Genomic DNA, 14,232 nt, shown 5'->3' on the forward strand with positions numbered 1-14,232 from the left:
TCGCATCGCAAACAGCAGACGTTCACGCGCTCGTTTCGCAAACGTTGTTGGATCACCAAGCGCCAATTCCCGAATCCCAATTCCCATAACGCAAACAGCCGCCCGAAGGCGGCCGTTTGGCAGCAGCATGACACAAGCCTGCCAGTGACTTACTCCGCCTTGGCAGCAGCGGCAGCAGCCTGGCGAGCGACCTTGGCCTGTGCCGCAGCGGCCAGATCTTCCTTAATGCGGGCAGCCTTGCCTTCCAGACCACGCAGGTAGTACAGCTTGCCGGCGCGCACTTTACCGCGACGCTTGACTTCGACCGAGTCGATGATGGCGCTGTGGGTCTGGAACACGCGCTCAACACCGAAGCCGTGCGAGATCTTGCGGACGGTGAATGCGGAGTTCAGGCCGGCATTCTTGGTCCCGATTACCACACCCTCATAGGCTTGCACGCGCTCACGGTTGCCTTCCTTCACCTTGACGTTCACCACGACGGTATCGCCCTGATTGAAGTCCGGCAGCTGGCGCTGAATCTGGGCGGCTTCGAAGTCAGCCAGGATGGTCTTGTTGAGTTTGCTCATGATGGGCACCGCGTGTCTGGTGATATTGGACCGGCAGTCGCCGCACGGCGATTGCTCGAGGTTCGTAGGAGGGCCAGACTCAAGACTGGCCAGTAAGCCGCATATTATGCCCCATTCAATCTTGCAAGAGCTAGGGGTGAGCCCTTATTTCTCGTCGCCGGAGGCAAGTCCGCGGCGAAACTCGTCCAGCAGACGGCGATCGTTCTTATCCAACCCGGCCTCGTTGAGCAGATCCGGACGACGCAGCCAGGTCCGTCCCAGCGACTGCTGCCGGCGCCAGCGCGCAATGGCGGCATGGTTACCCGAACGCAGCACATCCGGCACATCGCCCCAGTCGTGAGTCGAAGGATGGCTGTAGTGCGGGCAGTCGAGCAGGCCTTGCGGGCCTTCGAAGCTGTCCTGGGCTGCAGATTCGGCGTCGTTCAACACCCCCTCCTGCAACCGCGTCACCACATCCACAAGCACTGCAGCGCCCAGCTCGCCACCGGACAACACGTAGTCGCCGATGGAGATTTCCATATCCACCGCCTGCGCCAGAAAGCGCTCGTCCACCCCTTCGTAGCGCCCGCATAACAACACCATGCGTGGCAACTGCGCCAGCGCGCGTGCGAGCGACTGGATGAGCGGCCGCCCCTGCGGACTGAGGTAAATTACCGACGCCGGCCGGCTGTCAGCGGCTTGCACCGCATCCAGACAGGCCCGCAACGGCTCGATCAACATCACCATGCCGGGCCCACCACCGAACGGACGATCGTCCACGCGACGGTAATTGCCCTGCGCATGATCGCGCGGATTCCAGCCCCGCAATTCCAGCAAACCGCGCTCCTGCGCCCGCCCGACTACGCCGAACGCCGCGCATTGGACGATGAACTCAGGGAACAGGCTGATGACGTCGATGCGCACTGGGTGGGAATCGGTAATCGGGAGTGGGTAAGTCAAGAGCGGCTCAGAAGCACCCCTCTGATCAGAAATCCGGGGCCCAATCCACCACGATCAGATTGGCTTGGAAGTCGACCGACTTGACGAAATCCGGCTGCACGAACGGCACCAGCCGCTCGCGATCGCCGCGCACCACCATCACGTCATTGGAGCCGGTGGAGAACAGATGCGACACCGTACCGAGTTTGACGCCCTCGACTGTTTCCACCTGCAGATTTTCCAGATCCACCCAATAATATTCATCGGGCTTGGGTGGCGGCAGCGCGCTGCGCGAGACGTAGATCTCGACACCGTGCATGGCCTCGACGGTGTTGCGATCGGAAACATCTGGAAATCTCGCGATCAGACGCTTGCCCTGATCACGCCCGCGCGCTCCGCTCAGCGTCGATTCTTCTCCCGATGGCGTACGCAGAATCCACGGTTGATACCGGAAGATTGCACTACGCGGTTCGGTCCAGGACTCTATTTTCAGCTCGCCCTTGACACCGAAAGCTCCGGCGACCCTGCCCAGCAGGATACGGCGCTCGGTCTGTTTCATCTGGTCGACTAGGCCAACGGTGCGCTCGGCTCTCCAAGATCAGGCCGCAGCGGCCTGGGACTTGGACGCTTCGCGATACAGGTTACGAACCTTATCGGTCAGCTGAGCGCCCTGGCCAACCCAATGGTCGACACGAGCGACATCCAGCACGACACGCTGCTCTGCGCCCTGGGCAACCGGATTGTAGTAACCCAGACGCTCGATGTTGCGGCCGTCGCGCGCGCTGCGCACGTCGGTCACGATGATGTGGTAGAAGGGCCGCTTATTGGCGCCGCCGCGGGTCAGCCGAATCTTGACCATGATTTAGTTTCCTAAGTTGCCCAGTCGCCATAGTGGCGCGGTAAGCCAGTCATTATAGCGGGCTCTGAAGGCGAAGCCAAGTCACCGCGAAATCGCTCAGATCCGTTGCCATGCTTGGGTTTCCAGGGCGCGCTCCAGTAGCGGCAGCTGCGCGGCCTGCGCCGACCAGCGCACCGATCCGGCCGCCACAATCGCTTGTTGACCGCGTGCGTTACAGCTGAAGGCACCGTCGAAACTGTCGAGCTGGCTCAGCGTGACCGAACCAGATCCGTGTTCGATACCGAGCGCTTGTAGACCCGCCTGCAGCAGACGCTGCTGGGTGCCGGGCAAGGCCGGCCCTTGCGGCCAGACCACCCTACCCTGTCGCCACAAGCCCAGATTCCAGAATGCGCCCTCCACTACCTGTTCTTGGGCGTCGATCAACAGTGCATCGTCATACCCTGCGAGCATGGCCTGACGACGCAGATGCAGCAGCGCGAAGGTACCGACATGCTTGAGCTGAGGTTGCTCGCGCACATAACGGACAGGATGCACACGCAGCGCGCTGGCGGGCATCTGTGCGGCGGGTGAGAGGGACATCAGCACATCCAGTGCGACATCACGCGATGGATCGCGCAGCTCGAAATCCTGCGAAAACACGGTGATGCGCACACTTGCGTCTTTGCTCCCGGCAGCGGACAACCCAGCGCGCACCTGGGCGCAAATGGACAAGTCATCGATCGATGCACCAAATAAGGCAACGCTGTCGTGTTGCAGCCGCTGCAGATGCAAGTCCAACCCGCGCGCTGCATTGTCGCGTACTTGCAGCGTGGTGAAGTGGCCGTAGTTGATCAATGCGGCCGCGCCCAGTTGCTGCAGCGTCGCGGGTGTGCCATTGCAGAAAATCAACGACACAGCAACGCCTGCGCTTGTTCCCACCACTGCGTCACCAACTGCGCGGCCGGTTGTACGGGCGCCATCCAGGCGGACTGGCCGGCCCAGGCCTGCATGGTGTCTAGGCGGTTGTCGCGCACGGCGGCCTGGCGCATCGGTGCAGTTAGCCCGCGCTGCACCGGATAAGGCGCGGGCGGTGGCGCATCCGCAGCGCGGGCGGCATGCACGTATGGCGTGTCCAGCGCGCGCGCCAGCCGGCCGGAGAATGCGCGGGTTGGCTGGGTCTGTTCCGGCTCTGCCTTGACCAGCGCATCGGACCAGGCGCTTGGCACTGCCGCCTCGGGCGTGCGCAGCCAGCCGGTGCCTATCTGCACCGCGCTCGCGCCCAGCATCAACGCTGCGGCGATGCCACGCGCATCGGCGATGCCGCCTGCGGCGATCACCGGGATATCGAGGTGATCGACCAATCGCGGCAACAAGGCGAACAACCCGGTCATCTGCCGCTCGGCCTGGCTGGCGTCGAACGCACCGCGATGGCCGCCGGCCTCCGCACCTTGCGCGACCACCGCATCGGCGCCCGCGGCCTGCGCCGCGCGCGCTTCGTCCAGAGTGGTGGCGCAGGCAAACCAGGCGATACCCGCGCGCTTCAGGCGCGCAATCTGATCGAGCCGAAACACGCCCATAATCGATGACGCGACCGCTGGACGCGCATCAAGCAAGGCATCGAATTGCGCGTCGAAATCGGCAGGCGTTGGATCGCCTGCCGCCTCGGAAACCGAAGGCCCCCAGTGCAACAGGAACTCGCGCATGCGCGCCTCGGCATCTGCGTCGCGTGCAGGGGCCGGATCGGGAATCCAGAGATTGACCTGCGCTGGTCCAGTGCTTGCGTCGCTAAAGGCCGTCATCCACGCCACGATGTCCTGCGGCTGCGACAACACCGCACCCATCGCTCCCATGCCGCCAGCCTCGGCAACCGCCGCCGACAACGGCACCGGGCAGGCGCCGGCCATGGGGCTGAGCAGGATGGGCACGCGTAGGCCAAAGCGCTGGCAGAAGCGCGCGAGGTTTGCGTCCGGGCCAGTTAACGTGGGCGACGACGCCGGCATGTCAGTGACTGCCCTTGAGCAGTTGCACGATCCTGGGCCAGTGCGTCTGTCGCGCCAGTTCCAGTGCGGTCTTGCCGGAGGGTGTGCGTGGCGAGGCAACAACGCCGTGCCTGAGCAGCAGCGACACCGCTTGGTAATTGCCCGCCAAGGCATCGGGTTGCAGGAGCGCCCAACCGGCTTCGTCGCGGAAATGCGCCATGTCAGGCTGATCGCGCAGGCCCTCATCGAAGTTGTGGCCCATGTTCCTGCTCATCGGATGCTCGCGCTCGGACGGATCCTGCTCCATTGCGGCGGTCTGAAGCGGCTTGCTACCGAACATCTTGCCGAACACGCCTTTTCGCGTTCTTGCACGGGCGCAACCACCGGGCGTACTGCACCCGTCTCAGCGAAGTCCAGGCCCCATGCAGCATCGTGCTCGGCGCGTTCGGCCAGCGACATCGTGCGACACATCGCACCGATGGGATGGCCGCCATAGATCTGGCCATCGACCGCCGACATCCAGTCTTCCAGGTCGGCCATCGGTACAGACCCAGCGTCGCCGGCAGTGCGTCCTGCAATCCATTCCGGATCGTTGAGCTGGCGGCCGGAGACCTGGTCCCCATCGAACTGCAGATCGGAAATCCAAACGTGCGCGTGCGATGGCGTGTCGACGGCGGAAGCATCGGTCGCGGAAGGCAATTGCACCGCGGCCATCTCCACGCCCGGCACGACGCGGCGATATTCCCAGGACAACTCGCGCCAGAAAAACTTGACGGTATCGCACGCCGCCGCGTCGGCCGCCTGCAGTGCGGCGGCGTCATCGTTTGCGATATACATGCGGTTGTCGGTCATGTCTATTTCGGATAAGTGCGGCCAACAAATAGTGGCGACTGGTACGCGCCGCGCTGGCCTGATGGCGCAGCAACGTTGATAACCGCTCGCGCTACCTTATGGCGCATGGCAACGGCAACGCCTGACCTGGGCAGAAACGACACGGCGCGAACGCAACGCAAGCGCACATGCATCTGCTACCGAGCGATACCCCACATCGCCAGCGCACAGCCAGTACGGCGCCGCGCATGCTGCGTCAGCGCATCACTCAACTCAGCGGAACGGCATGCCGCCGCGGCCACCCATGGCGCCCATCATGCCTTTCATGTTGCGCATCAGGCCCTTCATGCCGCCGCCGGCCAGCTTGCCCATCATCTTTTCCATCTGCTGATACTGCTTCATCAGCTTGTTAACATCGGCCGGCAACATCCCCGAGCCGCGTGCGATGCGGGCGCGGCGCGAGCCATTGAGCAGGGCCGGGTTGCGGCGCTCTTTCTTGGTCATCGAGTTGATGATCGCGATCATCTGCGGCACTTCCTTGCCGGTGACCTGTTGTTTGACGTTGTCCGGGATCTGGCCCATGCCCGGCAGCTTGTCCATCAGCCCATGAATGCCGCCCATGTTCTGCATCTGCTCGAGTTGTTCCTTCATATCGTTGAGGTCGAACTTCTTGCCCTTGGCGACTTTGGCGGCAAGCTTGGCGGCCTTTTCCTGATCGACACTGTGCTCGACCTGCTCCACCAGCGACAACACATCGCCCATGTCCAGGATGCGGCTGGCGACCCGATCGGGATGGAACACATCCAGCCCATCGGTCTTTTCGCCGGTACCGACGAACTTGATCGGCTTGCCGGTGATGTAGCGCACGCTCAGCGCGGCACCGCCCCGGGCGTCGCCGTCGGTCTTGGTCAGCACTACGCCGGTCAGCGGCAGCGCCTCACCGAAGGCCTTGGCGGTGTTGGCCGCGTCCTGGCCGGTCATCGCATCGACGACGAAAAGTGTCTCGGTCGGGTTGATCGCGGCGTGCAGCGCCCTGATCTCGTCCATCATCACTTGGTCGATCGCCAGGCGGCCGGCGGTATCGACCAGCAGCACATCGGCGAACGACTTGCGGGCGTCGCTGATGGCGGCACGCACAATGTCGACCGGCTTCTGCGAAGCCTCAGATGGGAAGAACAGCACGCCGACCTGTTCGGCCAGCGTCTTGAGCTGCTCGATTGCGGCCGGGCGGTAGACGTCGGCCGAGACCACCATGACTTTCTTCTTGCGCTTTTCCTTCAGGTGCTTGGCGAGCTTGCCCACGGTGGTGGTCTTGCCCGCACCCTGCAAGCCGGCCATGAGGATGATTGCCGGCGCCGGCACCTTGAGGTTGAGGTCGGCGGCGGCGGCGCCCATGACCGCGGTCAGCTCGTCGCGGACGATCTTGATCAGCGCCTGGCCGGGCGTCAGCGACTTGAGCACTTCCTGGCCAACTGCGCGCACCTTGATGCGCTCGATCAGCGCCTGCACCACCGGCAGCGCGACGTCGGCCTCGAGCAGCGCGATGCGCACTTCACGGGTGGCTTCGCGAATGTTCTCCTCGGTCAGACGGCCGCGGCCGCGCAGGCGCTCCATGGTGCCGGAGAGACGTTGGGTAAGGGACTCGAACATGCGCAAAAGACCGCGGAGGGGAAACGGGTGCCGATTATAGCGGCACACACCAGCTGCCCGCCCCGCCTGGCTTGGCATGTCCGCTCTTCCGACTTCCGAATCACCATTCCCGAGCTCCCCCACCAGTGTGCGAAACTTCCACGATGACAATCGTTTTCATCGCGTTCGCCCTGTACCTGCTGGCCGCGGCGCTGCTCACTCGGGCGGTGCTGCACGATGGCAACCAGGCGCCTGCACGCTGGCTGGCGCCGGCGCTGGCGGCGGTGGCGCTGCATACCGGGTATCACGTGCTGGTGGCGTTTCGCACTGTGGGTGGGCCGGACATGCACTTCTTCGCCGCACTGTCGTTGTGCGGCCTGGGCATGGCCGCGCTGACAGCAGTGTTCGGTGGCCGTGGACGGATGGCGGCGGTGGGTGTGGTGGTGTTCCCGCTGTCGGCAATCCTGCTGGCCTGCTATCACGCCTACGGCCACGAACCGAGCGCCGACCTGGGCTGGCGGCTGGAATTGCATGCGTGGATTGCGCTGTTGGCTTACGCCACGCTAGGCATCGCTGCGCTGCTGGCGATCATGCTATGGCTGCAGGAGCGCGCGCTGCGCCGGCGCGATTTCCACACTTGGTTGCGCGCATTGCCGCCGTTGACCGAGCTGGAAACGCTGCTGTTCCGCATGATCACGGTGGGATTCGTACTGTTGAGCCTGACCTTGTTGACCGGCCTGCTGTTCGTGCAGGACTTCCTGGCGCAACGGCTGCTGCACAAGACCGTGCTCAGCATTCTGTCGTGGATCGTGTTCGGTGCGCTGCTGGTCGGCCGCTGGCGCAATGGTTGGCGCGGCACCAAGGCAGTACATTGGACGCTGACCGCGATGGCGTTGCTGGTGCTGTCGTTCTTCGGCAGCAAGTTCGTGATCGAGCTGGTGCTGGGGTCGCGCTGATCGCGTAGGTCGCAGGCTTGATGTGTGATGCAAGCAATTGCGAGGCGGCGCGCTCTGCGCACGCCTCTGTGCGCACGTCGGTACACCCTGCCCTTTGCAGTGACGTGGCGAACCGTCGCCAGATGGGCGCAGAGCGTGCGCTCACAACCAAAGCTTACGAGCAGCACATGCCGCAATGAGCACCGGCCCTGCCCGCCTATTGCAGCACAGTCGTTCTGACAGACGCTCTCAGGCATTCAGCGCAGCGCTCACAGCTTCCCACGGCTGATCCGGACCTGGGCTGGCGAAGCGATAGGCGATGCGACGGCGGTAGACCTCACCGGGGCGCAGAATCGTCGACGGGAAGTGGGGCTGATTGGGTGCGTCCGGGTAGTCCTGCGGCTCCAGGCACACGCCGCGGCCCAGGCCGGGATGATGGTCGTCCAGATGCTGACCTTCGTAGAGTTGCACCGCCGGTGCATCGCTGGTGATACGCAGCGCTACGCCACTGTGCGGCGAATACAGCTCGGCAACGCAGTCCGCATCGGCGGCCAGCACCAGGCATTGGTCGTAGCCTTTGCCGAGCACCACTTGCGGATGTGCCGGGTCGGTGTTGTCGGCCAGTGCGGTGGGCGTGCGGAAATCGAACGGCGTGCCGGCGATCGGGGCGATTTCGCCGGTCGGAATCGATTCGGCATCCACCGGCAGATAGCGCTCAGCCGGCACGCGCAGCACTTGCGATGCGGCAGGCCGGTGCGGGTCGCCGGACAGGTTGAAGTAGGGATGATGGGTCAGGTTCAACGCAGTGGCCGCGTCGCACTGCGCTTCGAAGTCCAATTGCAGGCTGCGCCCGTGGAGCTGCAAGCGCGCACGCACCTGCAAATTGCCGGGGTAACCTTCTTCGCCATCGGGAGAGTCGTACCCGAGCAGCACCTGATCCGGCGCCTGCTCCAGCACGCCCCACACACGCCGCCCGAAACCGCGCAGGCCGCCGTGCAACTGATTGCGCCCCTCGTTGGCCGCCAATGTGTGGGTGACACCATCCAGCGTGTAACGCGCGCCAGCGATACGGTTGCCGAAACGGCCGACAAGAATATTGAGGCTGTCGCCATCTGCGGCATACGCGGGCAGATCCGGCAAGGCTAGCAGCAGGGGCACGACACCTTGCGCAGTAGTCAACCGCAGCGCGTGCAGAATGCCTCCATAGGTGAGTACTTCTGCCTCCAGCCCGGCATCGCTGCGCAACGTCAGCGCTTGCACCTGCACACCGCTTGGCAACTGCCCGAATACTCGCCGCATGGAATCGTCTCGCCGATGGTGGAAGCTCGCGAGCATAGCCGTGTCGCGTAGCTGCCGACCATGCCGATGCGCACATCCGGCCTTGGCAGATACCTTCCGTGGCAACTACATGCCGCATCGGCCTTACCAGTACACGCCCAATCTGATCGTGACCGACTACGCCGGCCACCCCGACAGCGTAATGCTGCCGCGGCTAAACTGGGTGCAGCTCAACCAGTCCGAGTTGCTGTCCAATCCTGCGCGCCCTGGCGAAATCGCATTCGAGGCGGACATCCCCGCTAACGATGCTATGGATCTATCGATCAAGTTGCCGCTGACTGAGCAGGTGGTCGTGACAACGAAAGATGGCGGCGGGCATGACATGACGCATTCACCTAAGCCGCTGCTCGATCCGGCATCGACGCGCTGACCTCACTTGAGACCTGGGGCACGCCGCAGCTGGTGCGTCTGCAGGAGTGAAGAACGACGCATCGCAAAAACGCATGTTGCTGGGTTTATCTCCACACTATAAGCAGCTCGTGCGAGACAATCTTCTGATTCGTTTAAGCAAGTGGGCATGCCAAGTTAAAAGTGCGAGTGACATAGCGTGGAATTTTCAGTAACTATGAGCACATTGCAGATGTCGACATTTTTACGCGATTCCAAAATGCAATTAGGTTAGCGATGGGCAGGCAACGGAATGCCGCAGCGGTCCGTGGCTTTCCCTTCCCCCCAAGGTCATGCAGTGATGTTATGGAACATAGTTTTCAACACCCAACGCGCAGAGAATTGACCAACTCACGCGGAGTCTCTTAGGGCGGCTAACAAAACCACTTGAATGCTGTCTCGCCGGCAAAATTGCAAACATGGCAAGTCGCAAGGAGATCCCCATTGCGCTGTGGAGGCGCATCGAGCTGCTGATTCCGCAAGTGAAGCGTTCGCCTAAAGGCGGACGGCCGCGTATCAGCGATCAGCAGGCCCTCAACGGCGTCATCTATGTCCGGCGCACCGGTATGCCGTGGGAAGAACTGCTTCTGGCGCTAGGCGATGGCAGCGGCATGACCTGCTGGCGCCGGCTGCGTGATTGGCAAGCCAGCGGTGTCTGGCATCGTCTGCATCAGGTGTTGCTGGCAGAGCTAGGTCGCGCCGAAAAGCTGGATCTGAGCCGAGCAAGCCTGGACGCCGCCAGCGTGCCCCCCCCCTGGGGCCGCGTACACAGGACCGAACCCGACCGCCTGCGGCAAACTCGGCAGCAAGCGGCATCTGATTGTCGACCGCAACGGCGTGCCTTTAGCGGTGTGTGTCACTGGCGCCCATCGCCACGACTCGGTGGTGTTTGAGGAGTGGCTCCCTGCTTTGCCGCCGATTGGCGGCAAAGCAGGGAGCCGACGACGCTGACCAGACAAACTGCACGCCGACAAGGCATACGACATCGCTCGCTGCCGCGACCACCTCAGGAAACGCGGCAGCATTGCGCGGATCGCCCGCAAGCGGATCGAGCGCAACGACCGTTTAGGCCGTCATCGCTGGGTCGTCGAGCGCACACCTGCCTGGTTCGCAGGGGTGCACAAGCTGCGCATCGGCTTTGAACGCCGCATCGATCTCCACCTGGCGCTGCTCTTGCTTGCTCCATCATCTGCTGATGGCTGCTTCTTGGTTTTTGTTAGCCAATCTTAATCGGCGGTCGCACTGTCCTGCGTGTCGCCGGCGTCGGCGAGCACCCGCGCCAAGGCTTGCGCAAGCAAATCGCCGGTCACCGGCTTACGCAGAAAGCCATTGCAGCCAGCCGCCATCGCTTGCGGTTCGGCATCGGCATCGGCACGCGCGGTCACTGCAACAATCGGGAAGCGCACGCCGCGCGCGCGCAGCTGCGCCACCAGCGCCGCGCCATCGAGACCAGGCAGATCCAGGTCGCACAGGCCTGCATCGAAACTGTGCGTACTCACCTCAGCCAAGGCCGCAAGACCATGCAGAACATGGGTAACGTGATGACCGCGCGTCTGTAGCAATCCCACGATCACCTGCGCCACAGTCGGGTCGTCTTCGACCAACAACATCTGCAACGGCGCCCGATCGTGAAGCGGAGGTGCATGTGTCGCAGTCGGCGTCAGTGCCGGTAACACAGCCACCCAGCGCAACGGCAGTTCGACCACGAAACATGCACCCTGCCCCAACTCACTGCTGACCGTCACCGCGCCGCCCATCGCCGCTGCGAGCTCGCGGCAAATCGCCAGCCCCAGTCCGCTGCCCCCGTACCGCGCGAGCGTAAGTGCTCCCTCCGCCTGCTCGAAGCGCTGGAACAAACGCCCGCGCTGCTCCTGGCTCATGCCCGGGCCGGTGTCGCGTACCTCTACCCGAATTCCCTGCGTCGTATTTTGCGGCAGTGGCGAAACGCGTAAGTGCACGCTACCGCGCTCGGTAAACTTGATCGCGTTGAAGAGCAGATTAAGCAATATCTGCTGCACCCGACTGTCATCGCCATGCAATGCCGGCGGCAATGCATCATCCAGCACGCATTCGAAGGCCAGCTGCTTCTGCCCGGCACTCGGGCGCACCAGCCCGGCCACTTGTCTGATCAGTTGACGCAAATTGAAGTCGCGGTACTCCAGCGGCAGTTTGCCGGCCTCGATCCGGGCCAGATCCAGTGCATCGTTGACCAGACGCAGCAGATGCTTGCCCGCTAGCTGGATCGCACTCGCGTAGCCTTGCTGACGCCCATCCAACGGCGTCTGCAACAGCAACTCGCTCATGCCCAGTACGCCGGTCATCGGCGTACGCACCTCGTGCCCCAGGGTGGCAAGAAAGCGTGTCTTGGCCAACGACGCCTGCTCTGCAAGCTCGCGCTTGTGCTGCGCCAACTGCCACTGCGCACGCATACGTACACGCCGGCGATAAGCGGCCGCAAGCAACGCGCTGAGCAGCAATCCCGACATGCAGGTCAGAGCGATGCCCGCGTCGCTGCGCCACCATGGCGGCTTGACCGAGAACTGCAGCGTCTGCACCTGCGAGCGATTTCCCAGAGGATCCACTCCCTGCAACGCGAGCTCATAGTTGCCGGCAGGCAGGCTGGCAAATTCGCGGATACCCGCATTGCCCGACGTCTGCCATTCGGTGTCAAAACCTTTCAAGAAACTGCGATAACGATTGGAAAGAGGATCGCTGTACGACAGTAGTCGGCTGATGACCTGCAACTGGCGATCACCCGGTCCCAACTGAAACGGGCGATCCATCGGCAACGCGACGCGTGCACCATTGCGTAGCACGCTGACATGTTCCAACTGCAATGCAGGAACAAAAGGTGGGATATCGGGCATCGCGGTATCCAGTAAGACGGTAGAGCCATCGCTGGTCGCACCAATCAAAGTGTCGCCCGACATCAACAGGCAATGCTGGATGAACTCCTGACTGGTCAAGCCATCGCGCGTGCCGATATTGCGCAACCGTGCCGGCGTTGCCGAGGGGTCGATCCGCCACAGCCCACGCAAACTGGAAATCCAGACCCGGCCACGCGGGTCTAGCTGCATTGCGGACGCGTCGAACCCATTCAGCCCGTCGGCTTCGCCCACGTGGCGTACACGCGCCCAGCGTGTTGCGGTTTTTTTCCATTGCTCTGCACCGGTGGCCCGATACACCCACACCGTCTCCGGTGATTGGCTTGCAAATGCCTGGATCGGCGTCCCTTGGAGACCTGCAACCGGCACGAAGCGGCGTGATGCTTGGTCCCACGCGAACATGCCGCCCTCACCCGCAACCCAGACTCGCCCATCGGGGCCTTGCTCCAGCTGCTGTATGCCGATGTCGCGCAGACCATGCAAGTCTTGTTGCGTGATGCGCTGCAGGACCCGGCCGCTGCGCAGATCGCGCTGCTGCACCATGTCGATGAACGCCATCCACACCGTATCGTTATGCTCGATGATCCAATCCGGCGCCGATAGCGCCGATGCCGGTTCGGGGCCATCGGACGGCCAGTGGATGAACTCCCCGGTGCGCAGATCCATCCGCGACAGACCAAAACTTAAATTGCCCAGCCACACCCGTTGCAGGTGATCCTCCAGCGCCGATACCAACTCCATTCCCTTGAGATACGGCGACTGCAGACCTGTCTGAAACGTGTCGCCGGTGCTCGGATCGACGCGCAACAGATGACCTTCCGCATCGGCCTGCCACAAGCCACCGGAACGTGTGGCAGGCGCCAGGTTGCAATACATGGCATCCCCGGTCGGCACGGCGGGTTTAAGCACGGCACTGCGCTTCCAATCTGCCGGCAAATACCCGAGACCGGTGCCATGCATCGGAACCCACAACCCCCCATCGGCCGCTCCCAGCAGACCGATGACATTTCGGCGTGACAACGGCCCCTCGCCACTGAAAGCAGGTACCGGCGGACGCTCGCCATGCGTGCGCCACAGACCGCGTCCGCTCCCCAGCCAGAATTCGCCGTCCGGAGCAGCCACTGCGCCCCAGAACTCGTTGCCGTTACCGAACATCGTGCCCCAGGCGAGCGGCTGCCATCGATCATCGGACCTCATGACATGCAATCCGGACTCGCTGCCCAGCCACAGACGGTCTCCAGTCCACTGCAGACCAAAGATAGCTGACTGCCGGTTCGGTTCGTCCGGAATATACTCACGACGCAGGCGCCTTCCGTCGTAATAGGCCAGGCCGCTGCTGGTTCCGATCCACAACCGGTGCCGCGTGTCCGCTGCTAGGTTCATGACCATGGCCTGATCCAGCTCGCCTTCCACCGCGCCCAGATCCACCGACGCCATCGTCCCACCGGCATCGATGCGAACCAGCGCGCCGGTCGTGGTTCCGGCCCAGATATCACCGTCGAACGCAGCGATGCTGTAGATCTCGCCGTCTTTCATCAATGGATAATCAGCGGCGTGGTAATGCCGGAAGCCACTGCGACCAGCGTCCATGACGCTCAGTGTCTTGCCGCACCCGATCCAGATCCTGTCCAACGCATCGATGTGGAGCGCCTGGATCGCGTTGCAGGGCAACGACGCAGGATCGGTCGTGTCGTGACGCCAGGTTTTGAATCCTGCACCGTCGTAACGCACAAGACCATCCAAGGTGCCGAGCCACAGGTAGCCGGCACGATCCTGGTTGATGGCAATCACCATGGTCGACGGCAGCCCTTCGCTGGGACCCACGATCCGAAAGCGTGGTATCTCCGGAATCTTCGCCGCGCACGGAAACACGCCCAGCAGCAACACCAGCACAACGACAAGCGCACGCATGTGGGCATCCCTTCC

General features: G+C 63.1%; 12 protein-coding genes and 2 pseudogenes. 3 read left to right on the forward strand and 11 right to left on the reverse strand.

The window, feature by feature from the left end; genetic code table 11:
• Positions 1 to 149 precede the first annotated feature (149 nt).
• The 9 genes from rplS to ffh form a co-directional block, all read right to left on the reverse strand.
• A complete protein-coding gene (gene rplS, locus PD885_RS13785; RefSeq protein ID WP_002811200.1) occupies positions 150 to 566 on the reverse strand; it encodes a 50S ribosomal protein L19 in 417 nt (138 codons plus the stop codon).
• Positions 567 to 710: 144 nt separating this feature from the next.
• Positions 711 to 1,469 carry a tRNA (guanosine(37)-N1)-methyltransferase TrmD gene (gene trmD, locus PD885_RS13790; RefSeq protein WP_002811203.1) on the reverse strand — a complete coding sequence of 253 codons (759 nt, stop codon included), beginning with the start codon at positions 1,467 to 1,469 and terminating at the stop codon, positions 711 to 713.
• 61 nt (positions 1,470 to 1,530) lie between these two features.
• Positions 1,531 to 2,043, reverse strand: a complete 513-nt coding sequence (rimM, locus tag PD885_RS13795; RefSeq protein WP_002811206.1) for a ribosome maturation factor RimM — start codon at positions 2,041 to 2,043, stop codon at positions 1,531 to 1,533.
• 39 nt (positions 2,044 to 2,082) lie between these two features.
• The gene (gene rpsP, locus PD885_RS13800) at positions 2,083 to 2,343 is read right to left on the reverse strand and encodes a 30S ribosomal protein S16 (protein ID WP_002811209.1); all 261 of its coding nucleotides are present in this window, start codon (positions 2,341 to 2,343) and stop codon (positions 2,083 to 2,085) included.
• A 96-nt stretch (positions 2,344 to 2,439) separates the two neighbouring features.
• Positions 2,440 to 3,237: an aminotransferase class IV family protein gene (locus PD885_RS13805; RefSeq protein WP_002811212.1), complete on the reverse strand. Its 798-nt coding sequence runs from the start codon at positions 3,235 to 3,237 to the stop codon at positions 2,440 to 2,442.
• Positions 3,228 to 4,322 carry an NAD(P)H-dependent flavin oxidoreductase gene (locus PD885_RS13810; protein WP_002811214.1) on the reverse strand — a complete coding sequence of 365 codons (1,095 nt, stop codon included), beginning with the start codon at positions 4,320 to 4,322 and terminating at the stop codon, positions 3,228 to 3,230. Before PD885_RS13810 ends, PD885_RS13805 begins: the two co-directional genes overlap by 10 nt.
• Before the next feature lies 1 nt (position 4,323).
• Positions 4,324 to 4,563 carry an ankyrin repeat domain-containing protein gene (locus PD885_RS22110; protein ID WP_231892723.1) on the reverse strand — a complete coding sequence of 80 codons (240 nt, stop codon included), beginning with the start codon at positions 4,561 to 4,563 and terminating at the stop codon, positions 4,324 to 4,326.
• Between the two features lie 8 nt (positions 4,564 to 4,571).
• Positions 4,572 to 5,153, reverse strand: coding sequence for a DUF2314 domain-containing protein (locus PD885_RS13815; protein WP_231892722.1), 582 nt, complete (start codon positions 5,151 to 5,153; stop codon positions 4,572 to 4,574).
• A 252-nt stretch (positions 5,154 to 5,405) separates the two neighbouring features.
• Entirely contained in the window at positions 5,406 to 6,782 is a 1,377-nt protein-coding gene (gene ffh, locus PD885_RS13820; RefSeq protein WP_002811216.1) for a signal recognition particle protein, read from the reverse strand.
• 143 nt (positions 6,783 to 6,925) lie between these two features.
• Here ffh and PD885_RS13825 point away from each other — a divergent pair, with 143 nt between their 5' ends.
• Positions 6,926 to 7,717, forward strand: coding sequence for a cytochrome C assembly family protein (locus PD885_RS13825; RefSeq protein ID WP_002811218.1), 792 nt, complete (start codon positions 6,926 to 6,928; stop codon positions 7,715 to 7,717).
• A gap of 228 nt (positions 7,718 to 7,945) precedes the next feature.
• Here PD885_RS13825 and PD885_RS13830 read toward each other — a convergent pair whose 3' ends face one another.
• Positions 7,946 to 8,995 carry an aldose epimerase family protein gene (locus PD885_RS13830; protein ID WP_002811220.1) on the reverse strand — a complete coding sequence of 350 codons (1,050 nt, stop codon included), beginning with the start codon at positions 8,993 to 8,995 and terminating at the stop codon, positions 7,946 to 7,948.
• Between the two features lie 124 nt (positions 8,996 to 9,119).
• Here PD885_RS13830 and PD885_RS13835 point away from each other — a divergent pair.
• Both PD885_RS13835 and PD885_RS13840 read left to right on the forward strand, forming a co-directional pair.
• A pseudogene (locus PD885_RS13835) lies at positions 9,120 to 9,404 on the forward strand (phage tail protein); the annotation flags it as partial.
• 436 nt (positions 9,405 to 9,840) lie between these two features.
• Positions 9,841 to 10,651: pseudogene (locus PD885_RS13840) on the forward strand (IS5 family transposase).
• On the opposite strand, the gene PD885_RS13845 reads toward PD885_RS13840, so the two are convergent.
• Positions 10,648 to 14,217: a hybrid sensor histidine kinase/response regulator gene (locus tag PD885_RS13845; protein WP_088056939.1), complete on the reverse strand. Its 3,570-nt coding sequence runs from the start codon at positions 14,215 to 14,217 to the stop codon at positions 10,648 to 10,650. The pseudogene PD885_RS13840 and the gene PD885_RS13845 sit on opposite strands and share 4 nt — an antisense overlap.
• Positions 14,218 to 14,232: the final 15 nt, after the last annotated feature.

Source organism: Xanthomonas fragariae, from assembly GCF_900183975.1.
In the GTDB taxonomy this organism is placed as follows: domain Bacteria; phylum Pseudomonadota; class Gammaproteobacteria; order Xanthomonadales; family Xanthomonadaceae; genus Xanthomonas; species Xanthomonas fragariae.